The 17,372-nt window shown below is 73.1% G+C and carries 14 protein-coding genes; 12 read left to right on the top strand and 2 right to left on the bottom strand.

Going from position 1 to position 17,372, the window contains the following annotated elements:
* The coding region (locus E1200_RS18555) for a GntR family transcriptional regulator (RefSeq protein ID WP_131953303.1) at nucleotides 1–655 on the bottom strand (655 nt) is incomplete at its 3' end.
* A gap of 114 nt (nucleotides 656–769) precedes the next feature.
* On the opposite strand from E1200_RS18555, the gene E1200_RS18560 reads away from it, so the two are divergent.
* The 4 genes from E1200_RS18560 (at nucleotide 770) to E1200_RS18575 (ending at nucleotide 6,113) form a co-directional block, all read left to right on the top strand.
* The gene (locus tag E1200_RS18560; protein ID WP_243708665.1) at nucleotides 770–2,188 is read left to right on the top strand and encodes an aldehyde dehydrogenase family protein; all 1,419 of its coding nucleotides are present in this window, start codon (nucleotides 770–772) and stop codon (nucleotides 2,186–2,188) included.
* Nucleotides 2,189–2,214: 26 nt separating this feature from the next.
* Entirely contained in the window at nucleotides 2,215–3,300 is a 1,086-nt protein-coding gene (locus tag E1200_RS18565) for a Zn-dependent alcohol dehydrogenase (RefSeq protein WP_131953305.1), read from the top strand.
* Nucleotides 3,297–4,496, top strand: a complete 1,200-nt coding sequence (locus E1200_RS18570; protein WP_131953306.1) for a CoA transferase — start codon at nucleotides 3,297–3,299, stop codon at nucleotides 4,494–4,496. The genes E1200_RS18565 and E1200_RS18570 overlap by 4 nt, the downstream gene beginning before the upstream one ends.
* 186 nt (nucleotides 4,497–4,682) lie before the next feature.
* On the top strand, nucleotides 4,683–6,113 hold the full coding sequence (locus E1200_RS18575; protein WP_243708666.1) for an MFS transporter: 1,431 nt from the start codon (nucleotides 4,683–4,685) through the stop codon (nucleotides 6,111–6,113).
* An 81-nt stretch (nucleotides 6,114–6,194) separates the two neighbouring features.
* Here the strand turns inward: E1200_RS18575 and E1200_RS18580 are convergent, their stop codons facing one another.
* On the bottom strand, nucleotides 6,195–6,689 hold the full coding sequence (locus E1200_RS18580; RefSeq protein ID WP_021597992.1) for a transcriptional regulator: 495 nt from the start codon (nucleotides 6,687–6,689) through the stop codon (nucleotides 6,195–6,197).
* Nucleotides 6,690–7,135: 446 nt separating this feature from the next.
* Between E1200_RS18580 and pyrR the strand changes: the two genes are divergently transcribed.
* The 8 genes from pyrR to pyrF all read left to right on the top strand — a co-directional run bounded on the left by pyrR (nucleotide 7,136) and on the right by pyrF (nucleotide 17,082).
* Complete coding sequence (pyrR, locus tag E1200_RS18585; RefSeq protein WP_131953307.1) at nucleotides 7,136–7,711, top strand: bifunctional pyr operon transcriptional regulator/uracil phosphoribosyltransferase PyrR; 576 nt, start codon at nucleotides 7,136–7,138, stop codon at nucleotides 7,709–7,711.
* Nucleotides 7,708–8,649 carry an aspartate carbamoyltransferase catalytic subunit gene (locus tag E1200_RS18590; RefSeq protein ID WP_131953308.1) on the top strand — a complete coding sequence of 314 codons (942 nt, stop codon included), beginning with the start codon at nucleotides 7,708–7,710 and terminating at the stop codon, nucleotides 8,647–8,649. The genes pyrR and E1200_RS18590 overlap by 4 nt, the downstream gene beginning before the upstream one ends.
* Nucleotides 8,649–9,929 carry a dihydroorotase gene (locus E1200_RS18595; protein WP_131953315.1) on the top strand — a complete coding sequence of 427 codons (1,281 nt, stop codon included), beginning with the start codon at nucleotides 8,649–8,651 and terminating at the stop codon, nucleotides 9,927–9,929. The genes E1200_RS18590 and E1200_RS18595 overlap by 1 nt, the downstream gene beginning before the upstream one ends.
* Nucleotides 9,926–11,041 carry a glutamine-hydrolyzing carbamoyl-phosphate synthase small subunit gene (carA, locus tag E1200_RS18600; protein WP_131953309.1) on the top strand — a complete coding sequence of 372 codons (1,116 nt, stop codon included), beginning with the start codon at nucleotides 9,926–9,928 and terminating at the stop codon, nucleotides 11,039–11,041. The genes E1200_RS18595 and carA overlap by 4 nt, the downstream gene beginning before the upstream one ends.
* Nucleotides 11,041–14,409, top strand: coding sequence for a carbamoyl-phosphate synthase large subunit (carB, locus tag E1200_RS18605; protein WP_131953310.1), 3,369 nt, complete (start codon nucleotides 11,041–11,043; stop codon nucleotides 14,407–14,409). The genes carA and carB overlap by 1 nt, the downstream gene beginning before the upstream one ends.
* Nucleotides 14,410–14,519: 110 nt before the next feature.
* On the top strand, nucleotides 14,520–15,407 hold the full coding sequence (locus tag E1200_RS18610) for a dihydroorotate dehydrogenase electron transfer subunit (protein ID WP_131953311.1): 888 nt from the start codon (nucleotides 14,520–14,522) through the stop codon (nucleotides 15,405–15,407).
* Nucleotides 15,404–16,384, top strand: a complete 981-nt coding sequence (locus tag E1200_RS18615) for a dihydroorotate dehydrogenase (protein WP_131953312.1) — start codon at nucleotides 15,404–15,406, stop codon at nucleotides 16,382–16,384. The genes E1200_RS18610 and E1200_RS18615 overlap by 4 nt, the downstream gene beginning before the upstream one ends.
* The gene (gene pyrF, locus E1200_RS18620; RefSeq protein ID WP_131953313.1) at nucleotides 16,381–17,082 is read left to right on the top strand and encodes an orotidine-5'-phosphate decarboxylase; all 702 of its coding nucleotides are present in this window, start codon (nucleotides 16,381–16,383) and stop codon (nucleotides 17,080–17,082) included. The genes E1200_RS18615 and pyrF overlap by 4 nt, the downstream gene beginning before the upstream one ends.
* Nucleotides 17,083–17,372 lie beyond the last annotated feature (290 nt).

The raw sequence follows: 17,372 nt of genomic DNA on the forward strand, positions 1-17,372 counted from the left end.
GGACGTTCTGCGTTGCCAGGTGGTCTATCAGCAGGCGGCCTACGTTTTTTATGTGGGTGGTCATGGCCTGGCGGGCGGCGGTGGGGTTGCGGGTGCGGAGGGCCGTCAGGACGGCGGCGTGGTCGTGAGCCGATGCCTCCGCCCAGCCCTCCACCGTGCCGAAGAAGCCGAGCGGCACGTAGTGGACGGTCAGGCTCAGCAGGGACGCCATGCGGGACGAGCCCGACGAGCGGTTGATCGTCCGGTGGAACTCGTGGTTGAGGCGGTCGACCTGCTCGGCGTCGTGGGCGCGGGCGGCCTGCTCCAGGCGGGCCTGCAGGAGGCCGAGGCGGTCGATCTCGGTGTCGTCCAGCGCCTCCGCGGCGCGGGCGGCGAGTTCGCCGGCGATGTAGGACTGCACGTCGAACAGGTCGGTGACGTCCCGCGCGGTGAGCGGCAGCACCCGGAAACCGCGGCGCGGCTCCCAGCGGACGGCGCCCTCGCTGTGCAGGATCATCAGCGCCTCCCGGACGGGGGTCGCGCTGATGCCCAGCTCGGCGGCGAGGTGCTCGGTCCGGACGTAGTCCGGGGCACGCAGCTCGCCGATCATGATGGCCTCGCGGACATGGGTGGCGACCATCTCGCTGAGCTGGTGCCTGCCCCCCAGCACGGGCATGGTCTCCCCCGCTCTGTCTGCCGGAAAGACGTGAGCATATCGTCGGAGGCACCTCGCCGCCCGCCCGTGCGCCACATGGCATATTCTATAGAATCCGCCAACCGAGGAGCCGCTGTGCGCGACCGAGACGCCCTCTACATCGACGGAGCGTGGACCAGCCCGCTGGGCACCGGGGTCATATCCGTCGAGAACCCCGCGACCGAGGAGACCCTCGCCACCGTCCCGGAGGGAACCGCCGAGGACGTCGACCGCGCCGTCAAGGCCGCGCGGGCCGCGTTCCCGGCCTGGGCCGCGACGTCGTGGAAGGAGCGTTCGGAGTACCTGCGCCGCCTCCACGAGGCGCTGGCGGGCCGGCAGGAGGCCATCGCGCGGACGATCGCGAGCGAGGTCGGCACGCCGCTGCGCATCGCGAGCCGCATCCAGGCGGGGCTGCCGCTGGCGGTCGTCGCCGGGTACGCCGAGCTGATCGCCGACGGGGTCCCGGACGAGCGGGTCGGCAACTCGCTGGTGGTCCGCGAGCCGGCCGGCGTCGTCGCCGCGATCACGCCGTGGAACTACCCGCTGCACCAGATCACCGCCAAGCTCGCCCCCGCGCTCGCCGCCGGCTGCACGATCGTGATCAAGCCGAGCGAGGTCGCGCCGCTGGTCGCCTACGAGCTGATGGACGCCGTCCACGAGGCCGGGCTGCCCGCGGGCGTCGTCAACCTCGTCCCCGGGTACGGCCCGGTCGTCGGCGAGGCCATGGCCACCCACCCCGAGGTCGACATGGTGTCGTTCACCGGGTCGGTGCGGGCGGGTTCCCGGGTCGCCGAGCTGGCCGCGCGCACGGTGAAGAAGGTGTCGCTGGAGCTGGGCGGCAAGTCCGCCAACGTCATCCTGGAGGACGCCGACCTCAAGACCGCGGTGAAGGTCGGGGTCTCCAACGCGTTCCTCAACGGCGGCCAGACCTGCACGGCCTGGACGCGGATGCTCGTCCACCAGGACCACTACGAGCAGGCCCTCGACCTGGCCAAGGGCTTCGCGGACGGCTTCACGCCGGGGGACCCGCTCGACCCGTCCACCAAGCTGGGCCCGCTGGTGTCGAAGGCGCAGCTCGACCGGGTGCGGGGCTACATCGACACCGGCGTCTCCGAGGGGGCGCGTGTCGTCACCGGCGGGACGGCCGTGCCGGACGGTTTCGACCGCGGCCACTACATCGCGGCGACCGTGCTCGGCGACGTCGACCAGGACGCGACCGTCGCGCAGGAGGAGATCTTCGGCCCGGTGCTGTCGGTCATCCCGTTCCGGAACGAGGACGAGGCGCTCCAGATCGCGAACAACTCCCGCTACGGGCTCGCGGGGGGTGTGTGGGCCGCCGACCAGGACCGGGCCATCGCGTTCGCACGCCAGGTGAGGACCGGGTCGATCGACGTCAACGGCGGCGCGTTCAACCCGATGGCGCCGTTCGGCGGCTACAAGCAGTCCGGCATCGGACGCGAGATGGGCCGGTTCGGCCTCGAAGAGTTCACCGAGCTCAAGGCAATTCAGCTCTGACACCCCCAGCCGAGGAGAAGAACCGCATGGTCAAGGCCGTCGTCGCGACAGGGCCGGACGTTCCGCCGCAGGTCCGCGACATCGAACTGCCCCCGGTCGGCCCCGGGGACGTCCGGGTCCGGGTGGCGGCGGCGGGGGTGTGCCACTCCGACCTGTCGATGATCAACGGGACGCTGGCGCCGAAGTTCCCGCTCGTCCTCGGGCACGAGGCCGCGGGCACGGTCGCCGAGGTGGGCGCGGACGTGACGAAGGTGCGGCCCGGTGACCGCGTCGTGCTGAACTGGGCCGCGGCCTGCGGCGAGTGCTGGTTCTGCGGGCAGGGCGAGCCGTGGCTGTGCAGCGCGGTCGAGGGCGCCGTGAGCCCCGCGTCCGGCGCGACCCTGGACGGCGGCGAGCTCTACGCGTGCATGGGCGTCGGCGGGTTCGCCGAGGAGCTCGTCGCGCCGGAGCGCGCGGTGGTGCCGCTGCCCGCGTCCGCTCCGCTCGACCTCGGCGCGCTGCTCGGGTGCGCCGTCCTGACGGGGATCGGCGCCGTGCGCAACACCGCGCAGGTGCGCGAGGGGCAGTCGGTGCTCGTCATCGGCCTCGGCGGAATCGGTCTGTCGACCGTCATGGGGGCGCGGCTGGCCGGTGCCGGGACCATCATCGCCGTGGACCGCGGCACCGAGAAGGAGGAGCTGGCCAAGGCGGCGGGCGCGACGCACTACCTCGAAGCGGACCCCAAGCTCGCCAAGCAGGTCCGGGCCCTGACGGAGGGACGCGGCGCCGACCACGCCTTCGAGTGCGTGGGCAAGGCCGACCTGATCCGGACGGCGTGGCAGTCGGTGCGCCGCGGCGGGCAGTGCACGGTCGTGGGCGTCGGAGCCCGCGACGACGCGACGAGCTTCAACGCCTTGGAGCTGTTCCACTTCAACCGGAGCCTGACCAGCTCGGTCTACGGCTCGTCCGACCCCGACCGGGACGTCCCGGTGCTCGCCCGCGAGATCGAGGCCGGGCGGCTCGACCTGTCCACCCTGGTCACCCACCGCATCGGCCTGGACGGCGTCGCCGACGCGTTCGACCGGATGCGGGCAGGGCAAGGGGCGCGATCCCTCATTGAGATCGCCGGATGAGCGGAGAGGTCCCGGGGGTGCTGCCGCTCGCCGGGATGCGGGTGGTCGAGCTGTCCAGCTTCGTCGCCGTGCCGCTGGGCGGGATGACCCTCGCCCAGCTCGGCGCGGACGTGATCCGCGTGGACCAGATCGGCGGCGGCCCCGACATCGACCGGCGCCCGCTCGCCCCGTCCGGCCGGAGCCTGTACTGGGCCGGGCTGAACAAGGGCAAGCGCTCCGTCACGGCCGACCTGCGCTCTGCCGAAGGCCGCGGGCTGGTCGCGGACCTGGTCGCCGCGAGCGGCGTCGTGCTGACCAACGCGCCGCCGCGCGACGGCCTCACCTACGAGGCGCTGCGGGAGCGGCGTCCCGACCTGATCCACGTGCGGCTCCAGGGCCGCCGGGACGGGGGCAACGCCGTCGACTACACGGTGAACGCCGCCCTCGGCTTCCCCTACGTCACGGGCCCGTCCGACCAGGGCACCCCGGTCAACCACGCGCTCCCGGCCTGGGACGTCGCGTGCGGCCTCTACCTGGCGGTCGGGCTGCTGGCGGCCGAGCGGCACCGGCTGCGCACGGGCGAGGGGCAGCGGATCCGCGTCGCGCTGCAGGACGTCGCGCTCGCCACGGCGGGCAACCTCGGCTACCTCACCGAGGCGCAGCTCGGCGGGGTCCGCCCGCGGCTCGGCAACGCCCTCTACGGCGACTTCGGCCGCGACTTCGCCACCGCCGACGGACGTGTCATGGTCGTCGCCCTCACCGTCCGCCATTGGCGCGACCTCGTGGACGCCACCGGGTTCGGCGAGGTGACCGCGGCCCTGGAGCGCGCCCTCGGCGCCGACTTCCGCGGGGCGGGGGACCGGTACGCCTACCGCGAGACGCTCGCCGGCGTCCTCGCCCCCTGGTTCGCGTCCCGCACCTGCGCGGAGGTCGAGGAGGCGCTGAAGGGCACGTCCGTCCTGTGGTCGCGCTACCGCGACTTCACGGAGGTCGCCGCCGGCCTGGACGCCGAGCCCCTCATGGGCGAACTGGACCAGCCCGGCATCGGCCCGCATCTCGCCCCGGGCTCCCCGCTCCGCCTGGGTGAGGCACCGGCACCGCCCGCCCTGGCCCCGGAGCTCGGCCAGCACACCGGTGAGGTCCTCCGGGACGTCCTGTCCCTGCCGCCGGAGGAGGCGGACGCCCTCCGCGCCCGCCGCATCGCCGGAGAGCCGTGATCGCCCCGACGGCGCCCGCACGCTAGCGTCCCGCTGACTCGCGCGGCCCGCCGCTGCCGCGGTCGCGGTCGCCGGGCCCGTAGTCGCCGTGTCCGGGTGTGTGACCGCTTGTGGCTTCCGACCCCCTCACGATGGGTTCGCCGCCCTGTGACATTGTTAGACAGGCGAACTAAGAGGAGGGGCACGGTGGCGGGGCGCGAGGGTCGGGGACTGGTGCCGCTGCTGGCCTTCCTCGGCGTGATGGCCTATTCGCTGTCCATGGCCGTGGTGACGCCCGCGCTCCCGCAGATCCAGGACGGCCTGGACACGACGCCCACGGGCGCCGCGTGGGCGCTCACCGCCATGACGCTGTCCGCGGCCGTGGCCACGCCGGTGATCGGCCGCCTGGGGGACCTGTACGGCCCGCGCCGCGTCCTGCTGGTCGTCCTCGCCATCGCCACCGCCGGGACGGTGGTCGCCGCCCTCGCGTGGACGGTGCCGGTCATGCTGGCAGGGCGCGCGCTGAGCGGCATCGGCAGCGGCGTCTTTCCGCTCGCCTACACGATCATCAGGGACGTCATCCCGCCCGCCAGGAGGGCGTCGGCCGTCGGGCTCATGTCGTCCATGCTGGGGCTCGGCGGGGCCGTCTCCTGGTGCATCGCGGGGCCGATCATCGACCTGCTGGGGTGGCGGTGGCTGCTCTGGGTGCCGGTGGCCGGCCTGCTGCCCGGCCTCGCCCTCGCGTGGTGGATCGTTCCACGCTCCGGGCGCCGGGAGGGCGCCCGCGTCGACTGGTGGGGCGCCGTCCTGTTCGCGGCCTGGCTGGTGGCCGCGCTGACGGCCGTCGGCGAAGGCACGAACTGGGGCTGGACGTCCCCGGGCGTCCTCGGGCTGCTCGCGGTGTCGCTGGTGACGGCCTGCGCCTGGCTGTGGGTGGAGGGACGCGTCCGCGAACCGCTGATCGACCTGAAGCTGATGCGGATCCGCGGCGTCTGGACGGCGAACGCGGCGTCCCTGCTGGCGGGCTACTCGCTGATGGCGGGCGGGCTCCTGTTCCCCCTGCTCGTCCAGCTCCCGGCGGACACCGGCCACGGGTTCGGCGGGACGGCGACCCAGGCGGCGCTGCTGCAGCTGCCGGCCAGCATCGGCATGACGGTCGCGGGGCTGACGGCCGGCATGCTGGACCGGCGGATCGGGTCCCGCATGGTCCTGTTCGCCGGGGCGCTGATGACGGCTCTCGGCTACGGGTACGTGGCCGTCCAGCACGACGCCATGTGGCAGCTCTACGCCGGGAGCATGGCCCGCGGCATCGGCCTGGGCCTCGCCTACGCCGCCGTCGCCAACCTCGTCGTCGCCGCCGTCCCCGCGAGCGAGACGGGCGTGGCCACCGGCGTCAACACCCTCATCCGGACGGTCGGCGCCTCGCTCGGGCCGCAGATCAGCGCGGTCATCCTCGTGATGGTCCCCGGCGACGGCGGCTACAGCGCGGGCTTCGCGGTGAGCGCCGCGGTCATGGTCGTGGTGATCCCGCTCGCGCTGCTCATCCCGCGCCGGGGCCGACGCCGGCGGGACGGGCGAGGCGGCGGCGTCCGGGCCCTCGAACCGGTGTCGGTGCCCGCGGCGGGCGGACGGCACTGACCCTCCGCAACGCGGCCGCCCCCGGACATGGGACGGGGCCCGGCGCGATGCCGGGCCCCGTCCGCGATCACATGTGGGGGGTCAGAACGACTCGACGGCGCGGCGCGCCTCCGGGTCGAGGACGCCCCAGCCGATGAGCTCCTCGGTCAGCTCCGTCGGTGACTTGTCGTAGATGACCGCGAGTGAACGCAGGTCTTCTTGGCGGATGGACAGGACCTTTCCGTTGTAGTCGCCCCGCTGGCTCTGGATCGTCGCGGCGTATCGGGCGAGAGGACCGGCCTTGTCCTTCGGAAGCTGCTGCAACCGCTCTAGATCGATCACGAGCTTGGGTGTAGGCCCGAGCGGGCTCGGCGCGGCTCCGCCGGGCAGCAACTCGGATACCGGCACGCCGTAGAAATCGGCGAGCTCGGCCAGCTTCTGAACGGTGACGGCGCGGTCGCCCCGCTCGTACGAACCCACGACGACGGCCTTCCAGCGGCCGCGTGACTTCTCCTCCACCCCGTGCAGGGACAGGCCCTGCTGGGTGCGGATGGCGCGCAGGCGCGCGCCGAGAGCCTTAGCGTATTCAGACGGCATGGTGCGGCCCCCAGGCTCACTTTCGTCGTCGTCGGACCCCGGCGGTCGCCGGAGGGGGACAGATATGGTGCGCTTTGCGCCACAGGAGCCTGTCCCCAGGGATGGTTACGGACAGTGACGGTAAAACGGAGAAGGCCCTAGGTCAAGCTGATTGGAAAAAAGCGGTCGAATCCGCCGCAGACGATGCGGACGGTCCGGATCGTCCGCAAGCCGCGCGGGCACGGGCCCGCCCGCCCGGCCGCCCGGCCGGCGACGCGTCCGGCGGCGGCTCGAATGTGACCCCTCTCACCTGCGAAGACGTGGAGCGGTCCGGGTGCCGGGCCGCTCCGGGCCTGCTGCTACCGTGTGCACGACAAGACGTCCTTTAAGACCCGTCCAGTGAGGCGGGAAAGGAGGTTCTGGTGGTGAACGCTGCCTCCAGGCCGGAACGGCCTGCCGGGGCGCGCGTGGCGGACGGTGACCCTCGGCAAAAGGCCGTTCTGGAGGGACCGGACATCAGACGCGCGCTGACCCGGATCGCGCACGAGATCCTTGAGCGGACCAAGGGCGGCCACGACGTCCTGCTGCTCGGCATCCAGACCCGCGGCGTGACGCTGGCCGAGCGGCTGGCGGGCGCGCTGCGCGAGGTCGAGGGGCGCCCGGTGCCCTGGGGCTCGCTCGACGTGACGATGTACCGCGACGACCTGCGGATGCGGCCCGCCCGCGCCCTCGGCCGCACCGAGCTGCCCGCCGAGGGGATCGACGACCGGGTCGTCGTCCTGGTCGACGACGTGCTGTTCTCCGGCCGCACCGTGCGCGCCGCGCTGGACGCCCTGAACGACCTCGGGCGGCCCCGCGCGGTCCAGCTGGCCGTGCTGGTCGACCGCGGGCACCGGGAGCTGCCGATCCGCGCCGACTACGTGGGCAAGAACCTGCCCACGTCGATGCGCGAGACCGTGAAGGTCCTGCTGGACGAGAACGACGGGCACGACGCGGTCCTGCTGGGGCCCGCCCCGCCCGGCCCGACGGGGGGCGCCGAATGAACCGCCATCTGATCTCCGCCGCCGACCTGAGCCGCGACGACGCGCTGCTCGTCCTCGACACCGCCGAGGAGCTCGCCCAGATCGCCGGCCGCTCGATCAAGAAGCTCCCGACGCTGCGCGGCCGCACGGTCGTGAACCTCTTCTTCGAGGACTCCACCCGCACCCGCATCTCCTTCGAGGCGGCCGCCAAGCGGCTGTCGGCGGACGTCATCAACTTCTCCGCGAAGGGATCGAGCGTGTCCAAGGGCGAGAGCCTGAAGGACACCGCCCTCACGCTGGAGGCGATGGGCGCGGACGGCGTCGTCATCCGGCACGGCGCCTCCGGGGCCCCGCACCGGCTGGCGGGCTGGGTGCAGGGCAGCGTGATCAACGCCGGCGACGGCACGCACGAGCACCCGACGCAGGCCCTGCTGGACGCGTTCACGATGCGCCGCCGCCTCGGCGAACTGGCGGGCCGCCGGGTCACGATCGTCGGCGACGTCCTGCACAGCCGGGTGGCACGATCCAACGTCCTGCTGCTCGACACCCTCGGCGCCGATGTCACCGTGGTGGCACCGCCGACGCTGCTGCCGGTCGCGGTCGACACCTGGCCGTGCTCGGTCTCCTACGACCTGGACGGCGTCCTCGCCAAGAGCGACGTCATCATGATGCTGCGCGTCCAGCAGGAGCGGATGAACGCCGCCTACTTCCCGACCGTCCGGGAGTACAGCCGCCGCTACGGCCTGACCGCCGAGCGCATGGCCGAGCTGCCCGACCACGCCATCGTCATGCACCCCGGGCCGATGAACCGCGGCGTCGAGATCGCCGCCGAGGTCGCCGACTCGGTCCGCTCCACCATCGTCGACCAGGTCGCCAACGGCGTCAGCGCCCGCATGGCCGTCCTCTACCTGCTACTCGGCGGCTCCGAGCCCGCCATCGGCCAGGAGGTCACCTCATGATGTTCCTCATCAAGGGCGCCCGGATCCTCGGCGGGGACAGCGCCGACATCCTGGTGCGCGACGGTGTGATCGCGGAGGTGGGGGCCGGGCTGGACGCCGCGGGGGCGCAGGTCGTCGACGCCGCGGGCCTCATCGCGCTGCCGGGCCTCGTCGACCTGCACACGCACCTGCGCGAGCCGGGCCGCGAGGACGCCGAGACCGTCGAGTCCGGGACGAAGGCCGCCGCGATGGGCGGCTACACCGCCGTCCACGCGATGGCCAACACCGAGCCCGTCGCCGACACGGCGGGCGTGGTGGAGCAGGTGTGGCGGCTGGGCCGCGAGGCCGGGTACTGCGACGTCCACCCGGTGGGGGCGGTCACGCGGGGCATCGCGGGCGAGCAGCTCGCGGAGCTGGGCGCGATGGCCGACTCCGCCGCCCGGGTCCGGGTGTTCTCCGACGACGGGCACTGCGTGTCGGACGCGGTCATCATGCGCCGGGCCCTGGAGTACGTGAAGGCGTTCGGCGGAGTCGTCGCCCAGCACGCGCAGGAGCCGCGCCTCACGGAGGGCGCGCAGATGAACGAGGGCGAGATGTCCGCCGCGCTCGGGTTGCGCGGCTGGCCCGCGGTCGCCGAGGAGGCGATCATCGCCCGGGACGTCCTGCTCGCCCAGCACGTCGGGTCGCGGCTGCACGTGTGCCACGTGTCCACGGCGGGCTCGGTGGAGATCCTCCGCTGGGCCAAGAGCAAGGGCTGCCCGGTGACCGCCGAGGTCACCCCGCACCACCTGCTGCTCAACGACTCCCGCGCCGGGACCTACGACCCGATCTTCAAGGTGAACCCGCCGCTGCGCACCGCCGAGGACGTCACGGCGCTGCGGCACGCCCTCGCGGACGGGACGATCGACTGCGTCGCCACCGACCACGCCCCGCACCCGGTCGAGGCCAAGGAGACCGAGTGGGCGGTGGCGGCGATGGGCATGATCGGCCTGGAGACGGCGCTGCCGGTCGTCCAGGAGGCCATGGTCGAGACCGGGCTGCTCGACTGGGCCGGGGTCGCCGAGCGCATGTCCGCGATCCCCGCCCGCATCGGCCGCCTGTCCGGACAGGGCCGGCCGCTGGAGACGGGCTCGCCCGCCAACATCACGCTGTACGACCCGTCGCCCCGCGGCACCGTCGACCCGTCGGCGATGACGTCCAAGAGCCGCAACACCCCGTTCGCGGGGCTGGAACTGCCGGGACGGGTCATCGCCACGTTCCTGCGCGGAAAGCCGACCGTCCTGGAAGGGAAGCTCCAATGACCCCTGCACTGCTCGTCCTGGAAGACGGCAGGGTGTTCCACGGGGCCGCGTACGGCGCCGAGGGCGAGACCTTCGGCGAGATGGTCTTCAACACCGGGATGACCGGTTACCAGGAGACGCTCACCGACCCGTCGTACGCACGCCAGATCGTGGCCATGACGTCACCCCACATCGGCAACACCGGCATCAACGACGAGGACCCCGAGTCAGGGCGGATCCAGGTCGCGGGCTACGTCGTGCGCGAGCCCGCCCGCGTGGCGTCCAACTGGCGCGCCACCGGCTCCCTGGGGTCCGCGCTGCGGGAGCAGGGCGTGGTGGGCATCGCCATCCCCGGCACGCGGGCGCTGACGCGGCACCTGCGCGACAGGGGCGCGATGCGCGCCGGCGTCTTCAGCGGCGCGGCGGCCGAGCCGGGAGTGGAGGCGCTGCTGGAGCGGGTGCGGCAGAGCCCCTCAATGGAGGGCGCCGACCTCGCGCGGGACGTGTCGACCACCGAACCGTACGTCGTCCCGGCCCAGGGCCGGAAGCGCTACACGGTCGCAGCCGTGGACCTCGGCATCAAGGCCATGACGCCGAACCGGCTGGCCCTGCGCGGCTGCGAGGTGCACGTACTCCCGGCGGCCAGCACCACCGAGGAGATCCTCGCCCTGAACCCGGACGGAGTGTTCTTCTCCAACGGTCCCGGCGACCCCTCCGCCGCCGGCTACGCCGTGGACGCGCTCAAAGGCGTCCTGGACGCCGGAACCCCGTTCTTCGGCATCTGCTTCGGCAACCAGATATTCGGCCGTGCGCTCGGCCTCGGGACCTACAAGCTGAGGTTCGGCCACAGGGGCGTCAACCAGCCCGTCCAGGACCGCGCCACCGGCAGGGTCCACATCTCGGCACACAACCACGGGTTCGCGGTGGACGCCCCCAAGGACGGCCCGTTCGACACCCCCTACGGCCCCGCCGAGGTCACCCACGTCAACCTCAACGACGGCTGCGTGGAGGGGCTGAGACTCCTGGAACGTCCGGCGTTCAGCGTGCAGTACCACCCGGAGGCGGCGGCCGGCCCGCACGACGCCTCGGGGCTCTTCGATCATTTCTGCGAGCTGATGGGAGGGTCGGAGTAATGCCGCGCAGGGACGACCTGAAGTCCGTTCTGGTCATCGGCTCCGGGCCGATCGTCATCGGCCAGGCGTGCGAGTTCGACTACTCCGGCACCCAGGCGTGCCGGGTGCTCAAGGCCGAGGGCCTGCGGGTGACGCTGGTCAACAGCAACCCCGCCACGATCATGACCGACCCCGAGTTCGCCGACGCGACCTACGTCGAGCCGATCACCCCCGAGGTCGTCGAGAAGATCATCGCGAAGGAGCGCCCGGACGCGCTGCTGCCCACGCTCGGCGGCCAGACCGCCCTGAACACCGCGATCGCGCTGTACGAGGGCGGCGTCCTCACCAAGTACGGCGTCGAGCTGATCGGCGCCGACGTCGCGGCCATCCAGGCGGGGGAGAACCGGGAGAAGTTCAAGGAGGTCGTCGCCAAGGTCGCGCGCGAGCGGGGCCTGAACGCCGAGTCCGCCCGGTCGCGCATCTGCCACTCCATGGCGGACTGCCTCGCCGCGGCCGGCGAGCTCGGGTACCCGGTCGTCGTGCGGCCGTCGTTCACGATGGGCGGCGCCGGCTCGGGGTTCGCCCACGACGAGGACGACCTGCGCCGCATCGCCGGCGCCGGCCTCGACGCGTCCCCGACCACCGAGGTGCTCCTGGAGGAGTCGATCCTCGGCTGGAAGGAGTACGAGCTGGAGGTCATGCGCGACCGCCACGACAACGTGGTGATCGTGTGCTCGATCGAGAACCTCGACCCGATGGGCGTGCACACCGGCGACTCGATCACGGTCGCGCCCGCGCTGACGCTGACCGACCGCGAGTACCAGAACATGCGGGACGTCGCGATCGCGGTGATCCGCGAGGTCGGCGTCGACACCGGCGGCTGCAACATCCAGTTCGCCGTGCACCCCGGCACCGGCCGGATGATCGTCATCGAGATGAACCCGCGGGTGTCGCGGTCGTCGGCGCTCGCGTCCAAGGCCACCGGCTTCCCGATCGCCAAGATCGCGGCGAAGCTGGCGATCGGCTACACGCTGGACGAGATCCCGAACGACATCACCCGGGAGACGCCCGCGTCGTTCGAGCCCACGCTCGACTACGTCGTGGTCAAGGTGCCCCGGTTCGCGTTCGAGAAGTTCCCCGGCGCGGACGGCACCCTCACCACGCACATGAAGTCCGTGGGCGAGGCCATGGCCATCGGGCGCTGCTTCACCGAGGCCCTGCAGAAGGCCCTGCGGTCCCTTGAGCAGAAGGGCTCGTCGTTCAGCTGGGCGGGCGAGCCCGACGCCGCCGCGCTGGTCGAGTCGGCCCGGCGCCCCCACGACGGGCGCCTCAGGGACGTCCAGCGGGCGCTCTGGGCGGGCGCGACCATCGAGGAGCTGTACGAGGCGACCGGCATCGACCCCTGGTTCCTCGACCAGATCGCGGCCGTCAACCAGGTCGCCGAGGAGATCCGCACCGCCGACGACGCGCTGACCAGGGACAAGCTGCTGCGCGCCAAGCGGCACGGGTTCTCCGACGCGCAGATCGGCGAGCTGCGGAACCTCTCCGAGGACGTCGTCAGGGAGGTGCGCCACGCCCTCGGCGTCCGCCCCGTCTACCTCACCGTGGACACCTGCGCGGCCGAGTTCGAGGCGAAGACCCCCTACCTGTACTCGGCCTACGACGAGGAGACCGAGGTGCCGCCGGGCTCCAAGCCCAAGGTGCTGATCCTCGGCAGCGGCCCCAACCGCATCGGCCAGGGCGTCGAGTTCGACTACTCGTGCGTCCACGCGTCGTTCACGTTGGCCGACGCGGGCTACGAGACCGTGATGGTCAACTGCAACCCCGAGACGGTCTCCACCGACTACGACACCTCCGACCGGCTCTACTTCGAGCCCCTCACCCTGGAGGACGTCCTAGAGGTCGTCTACGCCGAGCAGCGGACCGGTGAGGTCGCGGGCGTCATCGTCCAGCTCGGCGGGCAGACGCCCCTGGGGCTCGCCCAGAAGCTCAAGGACGTCGGCGTCCCGATCGTGGGGACCTCCCCGGAGAGCATCCACCTCGCGGAGGAGCGCGGTGCGTTCGGACGCGTCCTGCACAGGGCGGGGCTGCTCGCGCCCAAGCACGGCACGGCCACGTCCTACCAGGAGGCCCTCGAAATCGCCGACGAGATCGGCTATCCGGTCCTCGTGCGTCCCTCGTACGTCCTGGGCGGGCGCGGCATGGAGATCGTGTACGACGACGCGACACTGGAGTCGTACATGGCCCGCGCCACCGAGGCGAGCCCCGAACACCCCGTCCTGGTCGACCGCTTCCTGGACGAGGCCATCGAGATCGACGTGGACGCCCTGTTCGACGGCGAGGAGCTCTACCTCGGCGGCGTCATGGAGCACATCGAGGAGGCCGGCATCCACTCCGGCGACTCGGCGTGCGCGCTGCCGCCCATCACGCTGGGGCACGACGACATCCGCCGCATCCGCGAATCGACGGAGGCGCTCGCGCGCGGCATCGGGGTGCGCGGGCTCATGAACGTGCAGTACGCGCTGTCCGCGGGCGTCCTGTACGTCCTGGAGGCCAACCCCCGCGCGTCCCGCACCGTGCCCTTCGTGTCCAAGGCGACGGCCGTGCCGCTCGCCAAGGCCGCCGCCCGCGTCATGATGGGCGAGACCATCGCCGGGCTGCGCGCCGAGGGGATGCTCCCGGAGACGGGCGACGGCGGGTCCCTGCCGCTGGACGCGCCGATCGCGGTGAAGGAGGCCGTGCTGCCGTTCGACCGGTTCCGCAACGAGAGCGGCCAGGGCGTCGACATCGTCCTCAGCCCGGAGATGCGCTCGACCGGCGAGGTCATGGGCATCGACGAGGTGTTCGGCACCGCCTTCGCCAAATCGCAGCAGGCCGCCTACGGCTCGCTGCCGACCAAGGGCCGCGCCTTCGTGTCCGTGGCGAACCGCGACAAACGGCACATGGTGTTCCCGGTGAAGCGCCTCGCTGACCTGGGCTTTGAGATTCTTGCCACGGAGGGGACCGCCGAGGTCCTGCGCCGCAACGGCGTGCGTGCCAAGATCGTGCGCAAGCACAGCGAGGGTCCGGGACCGTCCGGCGAGCCCACGATCGTGCGGCGCGTCCTGGACGGCGAGGTCGACCTCATCGTCAACACTCCCTTCGGCAGCCCCGGCCAGTCCGGGCCGCGGCTCGACGGGTACGAGATCCGCACCGCGGCGGTGCTGCGGGGCGTACCGTGCGTGACGACCGTGCAGGGGCTCGCGGCGGCCGTGCAGGGCATCGAGGCCGTCGCCGGGGGCCAGGTCGGCGTCCGCTCCCTCCAGGAGCACGCCGAGCGGCTCGGCGGGTCCCGTGGGCGCGTCGGCGGGCCGTCTCCGGACGGTGACGGCAGTATGGCGTCCGGGTGATGGCGTCCGGGTGACAGTGGCCGGGTGACAGTGGCCGGCGCGGGCGGGGCCGGGCGGGACGTGCCGCGCCCCGCCCGCGCCGGCGCACGCGACGGAGGAGAGGGAGACGGGTGTCCGACACACCGGTGCAGACGTCGGGGACGGTTCTGACGGTCCGCCAGGTGCAGGACTACCACGCCCTGACCCTGGTGGCCCCGGCCATCGCCGAGCGGTTCCGGCCCGGCCAGTTCCTGGCCCTCGCCGTCGGCGGCGAGCACACCTCCCGGCTGATCCGCCGCTGCTTCGGCGTGCACGAGGTCAAGTCCGACTACGGCGGCACCGTCGAGCTCGTGTTCGCCGACACCGAGCCCGGCACCGCCTGGCTCGCCGGGCGCCGCTCCCGCGACCAGATCGACATCGTCGGGCCGCTCGGCCGCCCGTTCCGGCTGCCCCGCGACCCGGTGAGCTGCCTGCTCGTCGGCGGCGGGCCCGGCGCCGCCGCCGTGTTCGCCCTCGCCGACGCGCTGCTGCGCCGCGGGTGCCAGGTGCACTTCGTGCTCGGCGGCCCGTCCGCCCGGCAGGTGTTCGGCTCCCGCATGGCGCAGCGCATCGGCGACAGCTCCACCGTCGCCACCGAGGACGGGTCGATGGGGGAGGCCGGCACCGTCCGCGACGTCCTGCCGCGCGTCATCGAGGAGACCGGCGCCGACGTCGTCTACGGCTGCGGCCCCACCGACCTGCTGCGCTCGGTCACCCAGGTCGCCGGCGACTTCGGCCTGCCCTCGCAGGTGTCGGTCGAGGAGTTCCTCCAGCGGACGGGCGCCTGCGGCATCGGCGTCTGCATGGCGTGCATGCTGCCCGTGCACGGCGACGACGGCGTCACCCGCATGGTCCGCGCCTGCGCGGACGGGCCCGTCCTGCGCGGCGACCGCGTCCGGTGGGGCGACCTCGGAACCATCCCGTTCGACGCGCTCGGCGCGCCGCGCGTCCTGAGCGTCTCCGAAAGGGGTCCGCGATGAGCGACCGGGTCAGGACCTCACTCGGGCCCCTGGAACTGCCCAACCCCGTCATGACGGCCTCGGGATGCGGCGGGACGGGCCGGGAGCTCGCCCAGTTCTTCGACCTCACCCGCCTGGGGGCCTTCGTCACGGCCTCCGTGATGCCCCAAGCGCGCGCGGGACGCCCCACCCCCCGGGTGACCGAAACGCCCAGCGGCCTCCTCACCGCGATGGGCCTCCCCGGGCCCGGCATCGAGACGTTCCTCGAACGCGACCTTCCCTGGCTCATCGAGCAGGACGTCCGCACCATCGTCTCCGTCGCCGGCAACAGCGTCGAGGAGTACGCCGACCTCGGCCGCCGCCTGCGCAACGTCCCGGGCATCGCCGGCATCGAGGTCAACGTCGCCTGCCCGAACGCCGAGGACCGCGGCCGCGTGTTCGCCTGGCACCCGGCCGCCGCCGCGTCCGTCGTCCGCGCCGTCCGCGACCACGCCCGGCCCGGCACGCCCGTCTTCGCCAAGCTCGCCCCCGACGTCACCGACATCGTCACCATAGCGCTGGCCTGCGTCGACGCGGGCGCCGACGGCCTCACCCTCATCAACACCATGGAGGGCATGGCGATCGACCCGGCGACGCTGCGGCCCGCCCTCACCGGCGTGTCCGGCGGCCTGTCCGGGCCGGCCGTCCGCCCGATCGCGGTGCGCTGCGTGTACCAGGTGCACGCCGCGCTGCCGAGCACGCCGATCATCGGCGTCGGCGGCATCGCCACCGGCCTGGACGCGCTGGAGTTCGTCCTCGCCGGGGCCTCCGCCGTCGCCGTCGGCACCGCCGTTTTCCACGACCCCTCCGCCGGGCCCCGCGTCCTGCGCGAGCTGGAGGACGCCCTCGCGGCCCGCCGCATCGGGCGCCTCGCCGACGCGGTCGGCCTCGCGCACAAGCCGGCCGGGTACGTCCCGCCGCAGGTGCGCCCGCAAGAGCCCGAGAAGGAGAAGCTGTGACCGCCCCCATCGCCGTCGCGCTGGACGCGCCCGACCTGGAGACGGCCGCCCGCTGGGCCACCCTGGTCACCCCGCACGTCTCCACCGTCAAGGTGGGCCTGGAGCTCTACCTGCGCTACGGGCCGGACGTCGTCGCCAGCGTCCGGGGCGCCAGCCGCGTCCAGGTCTTCCTGGACCTCAAGCTCCACGACATCCCCGCGACGGTCCGCGGCGCCGCCGGCGCCGTCGCCCGCCTCAAGCCGTCCTACCTGACCGTGCACGCCGCCGGCGGGCCCGCGATGATCCGCGCGGCCGTCGAGGCGGCCCCCGCCACGCGGATCGCCGCGGTGACCGTGCTGACGTCGCTGGGGGACGCCGACCTCACCGCCCTCGGCCTCGCCGGCCCCGCACCGGACGCCGTCCGCCGGCTCGCGGCCCTCGCCGTCGAGGCGGGCGCCCAGGCGCTCGTGTGCTCGCCGCAGGAGGCCGCGGCCGTCCGCGCGGAGGTCGGCCCCGGCATCACGCTCATCACGCCCGGCGTGCGCCCCGAGGGCTCCGCCAACCAGGACCAGGCCCGCGTGGCCACCCCGGAGGACGCCCTGGCCGCGGGGGCGGACCTGCTGGTCATCGGCCGTCCCATCACCGCCGCGCCCGACCCGGGGGCCGCCGCGGCCGCGATAGCCGCCGCCCTGCGCAGGACGTCCGCCGGCGCACCCTGAGCGAGCGGGCCGGCGGCGCCGCCCTCCCCGGAAACTGCTTCGCGCCGGCCGTCCGGCCGCGCATCCGGAGAGCCTCCCCGGTGCAGAAGTGGCGGTTCTGCTTTCTGAGCAGGATTTGCTAAGGGGTTCCAGGCGTGCGGTATCGCACTTTGTGGTTTTAGTCGCATGCGATTACGGAGACGGACTCCTCCGCATTGCCATACGTACCGAACGGCGAAGTCGTTCACGCGGGGCGACGATTCGTGCCGGGGAACGTCTCCGGCGGAGCGCCGGCGGTTCCGCGTCCATGG

It is taken from the genome of Actinomadura sp. GC306 (assembly GCF_004348665.1).
Lineage (GTDB): Bacteria > Actinomycetota > Actinomycetes > Streptosporangiales > Streptosporangiaceae > Spirillospora.

What these genes read in the sequence shown, in the direction of transcription:
- E1200_RS18565 (WP_131953305.1), top strand. Translation starts at nt 2,215, where the DNA reads ATGGTCAAGGCCGTCGTCGCGACAGGGCCGGACGTTCCGCCGCAGGTC.
- E1200_RS18570 (WP_131953306.1), top strand. Translation starts at nt 3,297, where the DNA reads ATGAGCGGAGAGGTCCCGGGGGTGCTGCCGCTCGCCGGGATGCGGGTG.
- E1200_RS18580 (WP_021597992.1), bottom strand. Translation starts at nt 6,689, where the DNA reads ATGCCGTCTGAATACGCTAAGGCTCTCGGCGCGCGCCTGCGCGCCATC.
- E1200_RS18590 (WP_131953308.1), top strand. Translation starts at nt 7,708, where the DNA reads ATGAACCGCCATCTGATCTCCGCCGCCGACCTGAGCCGCGACGACGCG.
- E1200_RS18595 (WP_131953315.1), top strand. Translation starts at nt 8,649, where the DNA reads ATGTTCCTCATCAAGGGCGCCCGGATCCTCGGCGGGGACAGCGCCGAC.
- carA (WP_131953309.1), top strand. Translation starts at nt 9,926, where the DNA reads ATGACCCCTGCACTGCTCGTCCTGGAAGACGGCAGGGTGTTCCACGGG.
- carB (WP_131953310.1), top strand. Translation starts at nt 11,041, where the DNA reads ATGCCGCGCAGGGACGACCTGAAGTCCGTTCTGGTCATCGGCTCCGGG.
- E1200_RS18615 (WP_131953312.1), top strand. Translation starts at nt 15,404, where the DNA reads ATGAGCGACCGGGTCAGGACCTCACTCGGGCCCCTGGAACTGCCCAAC.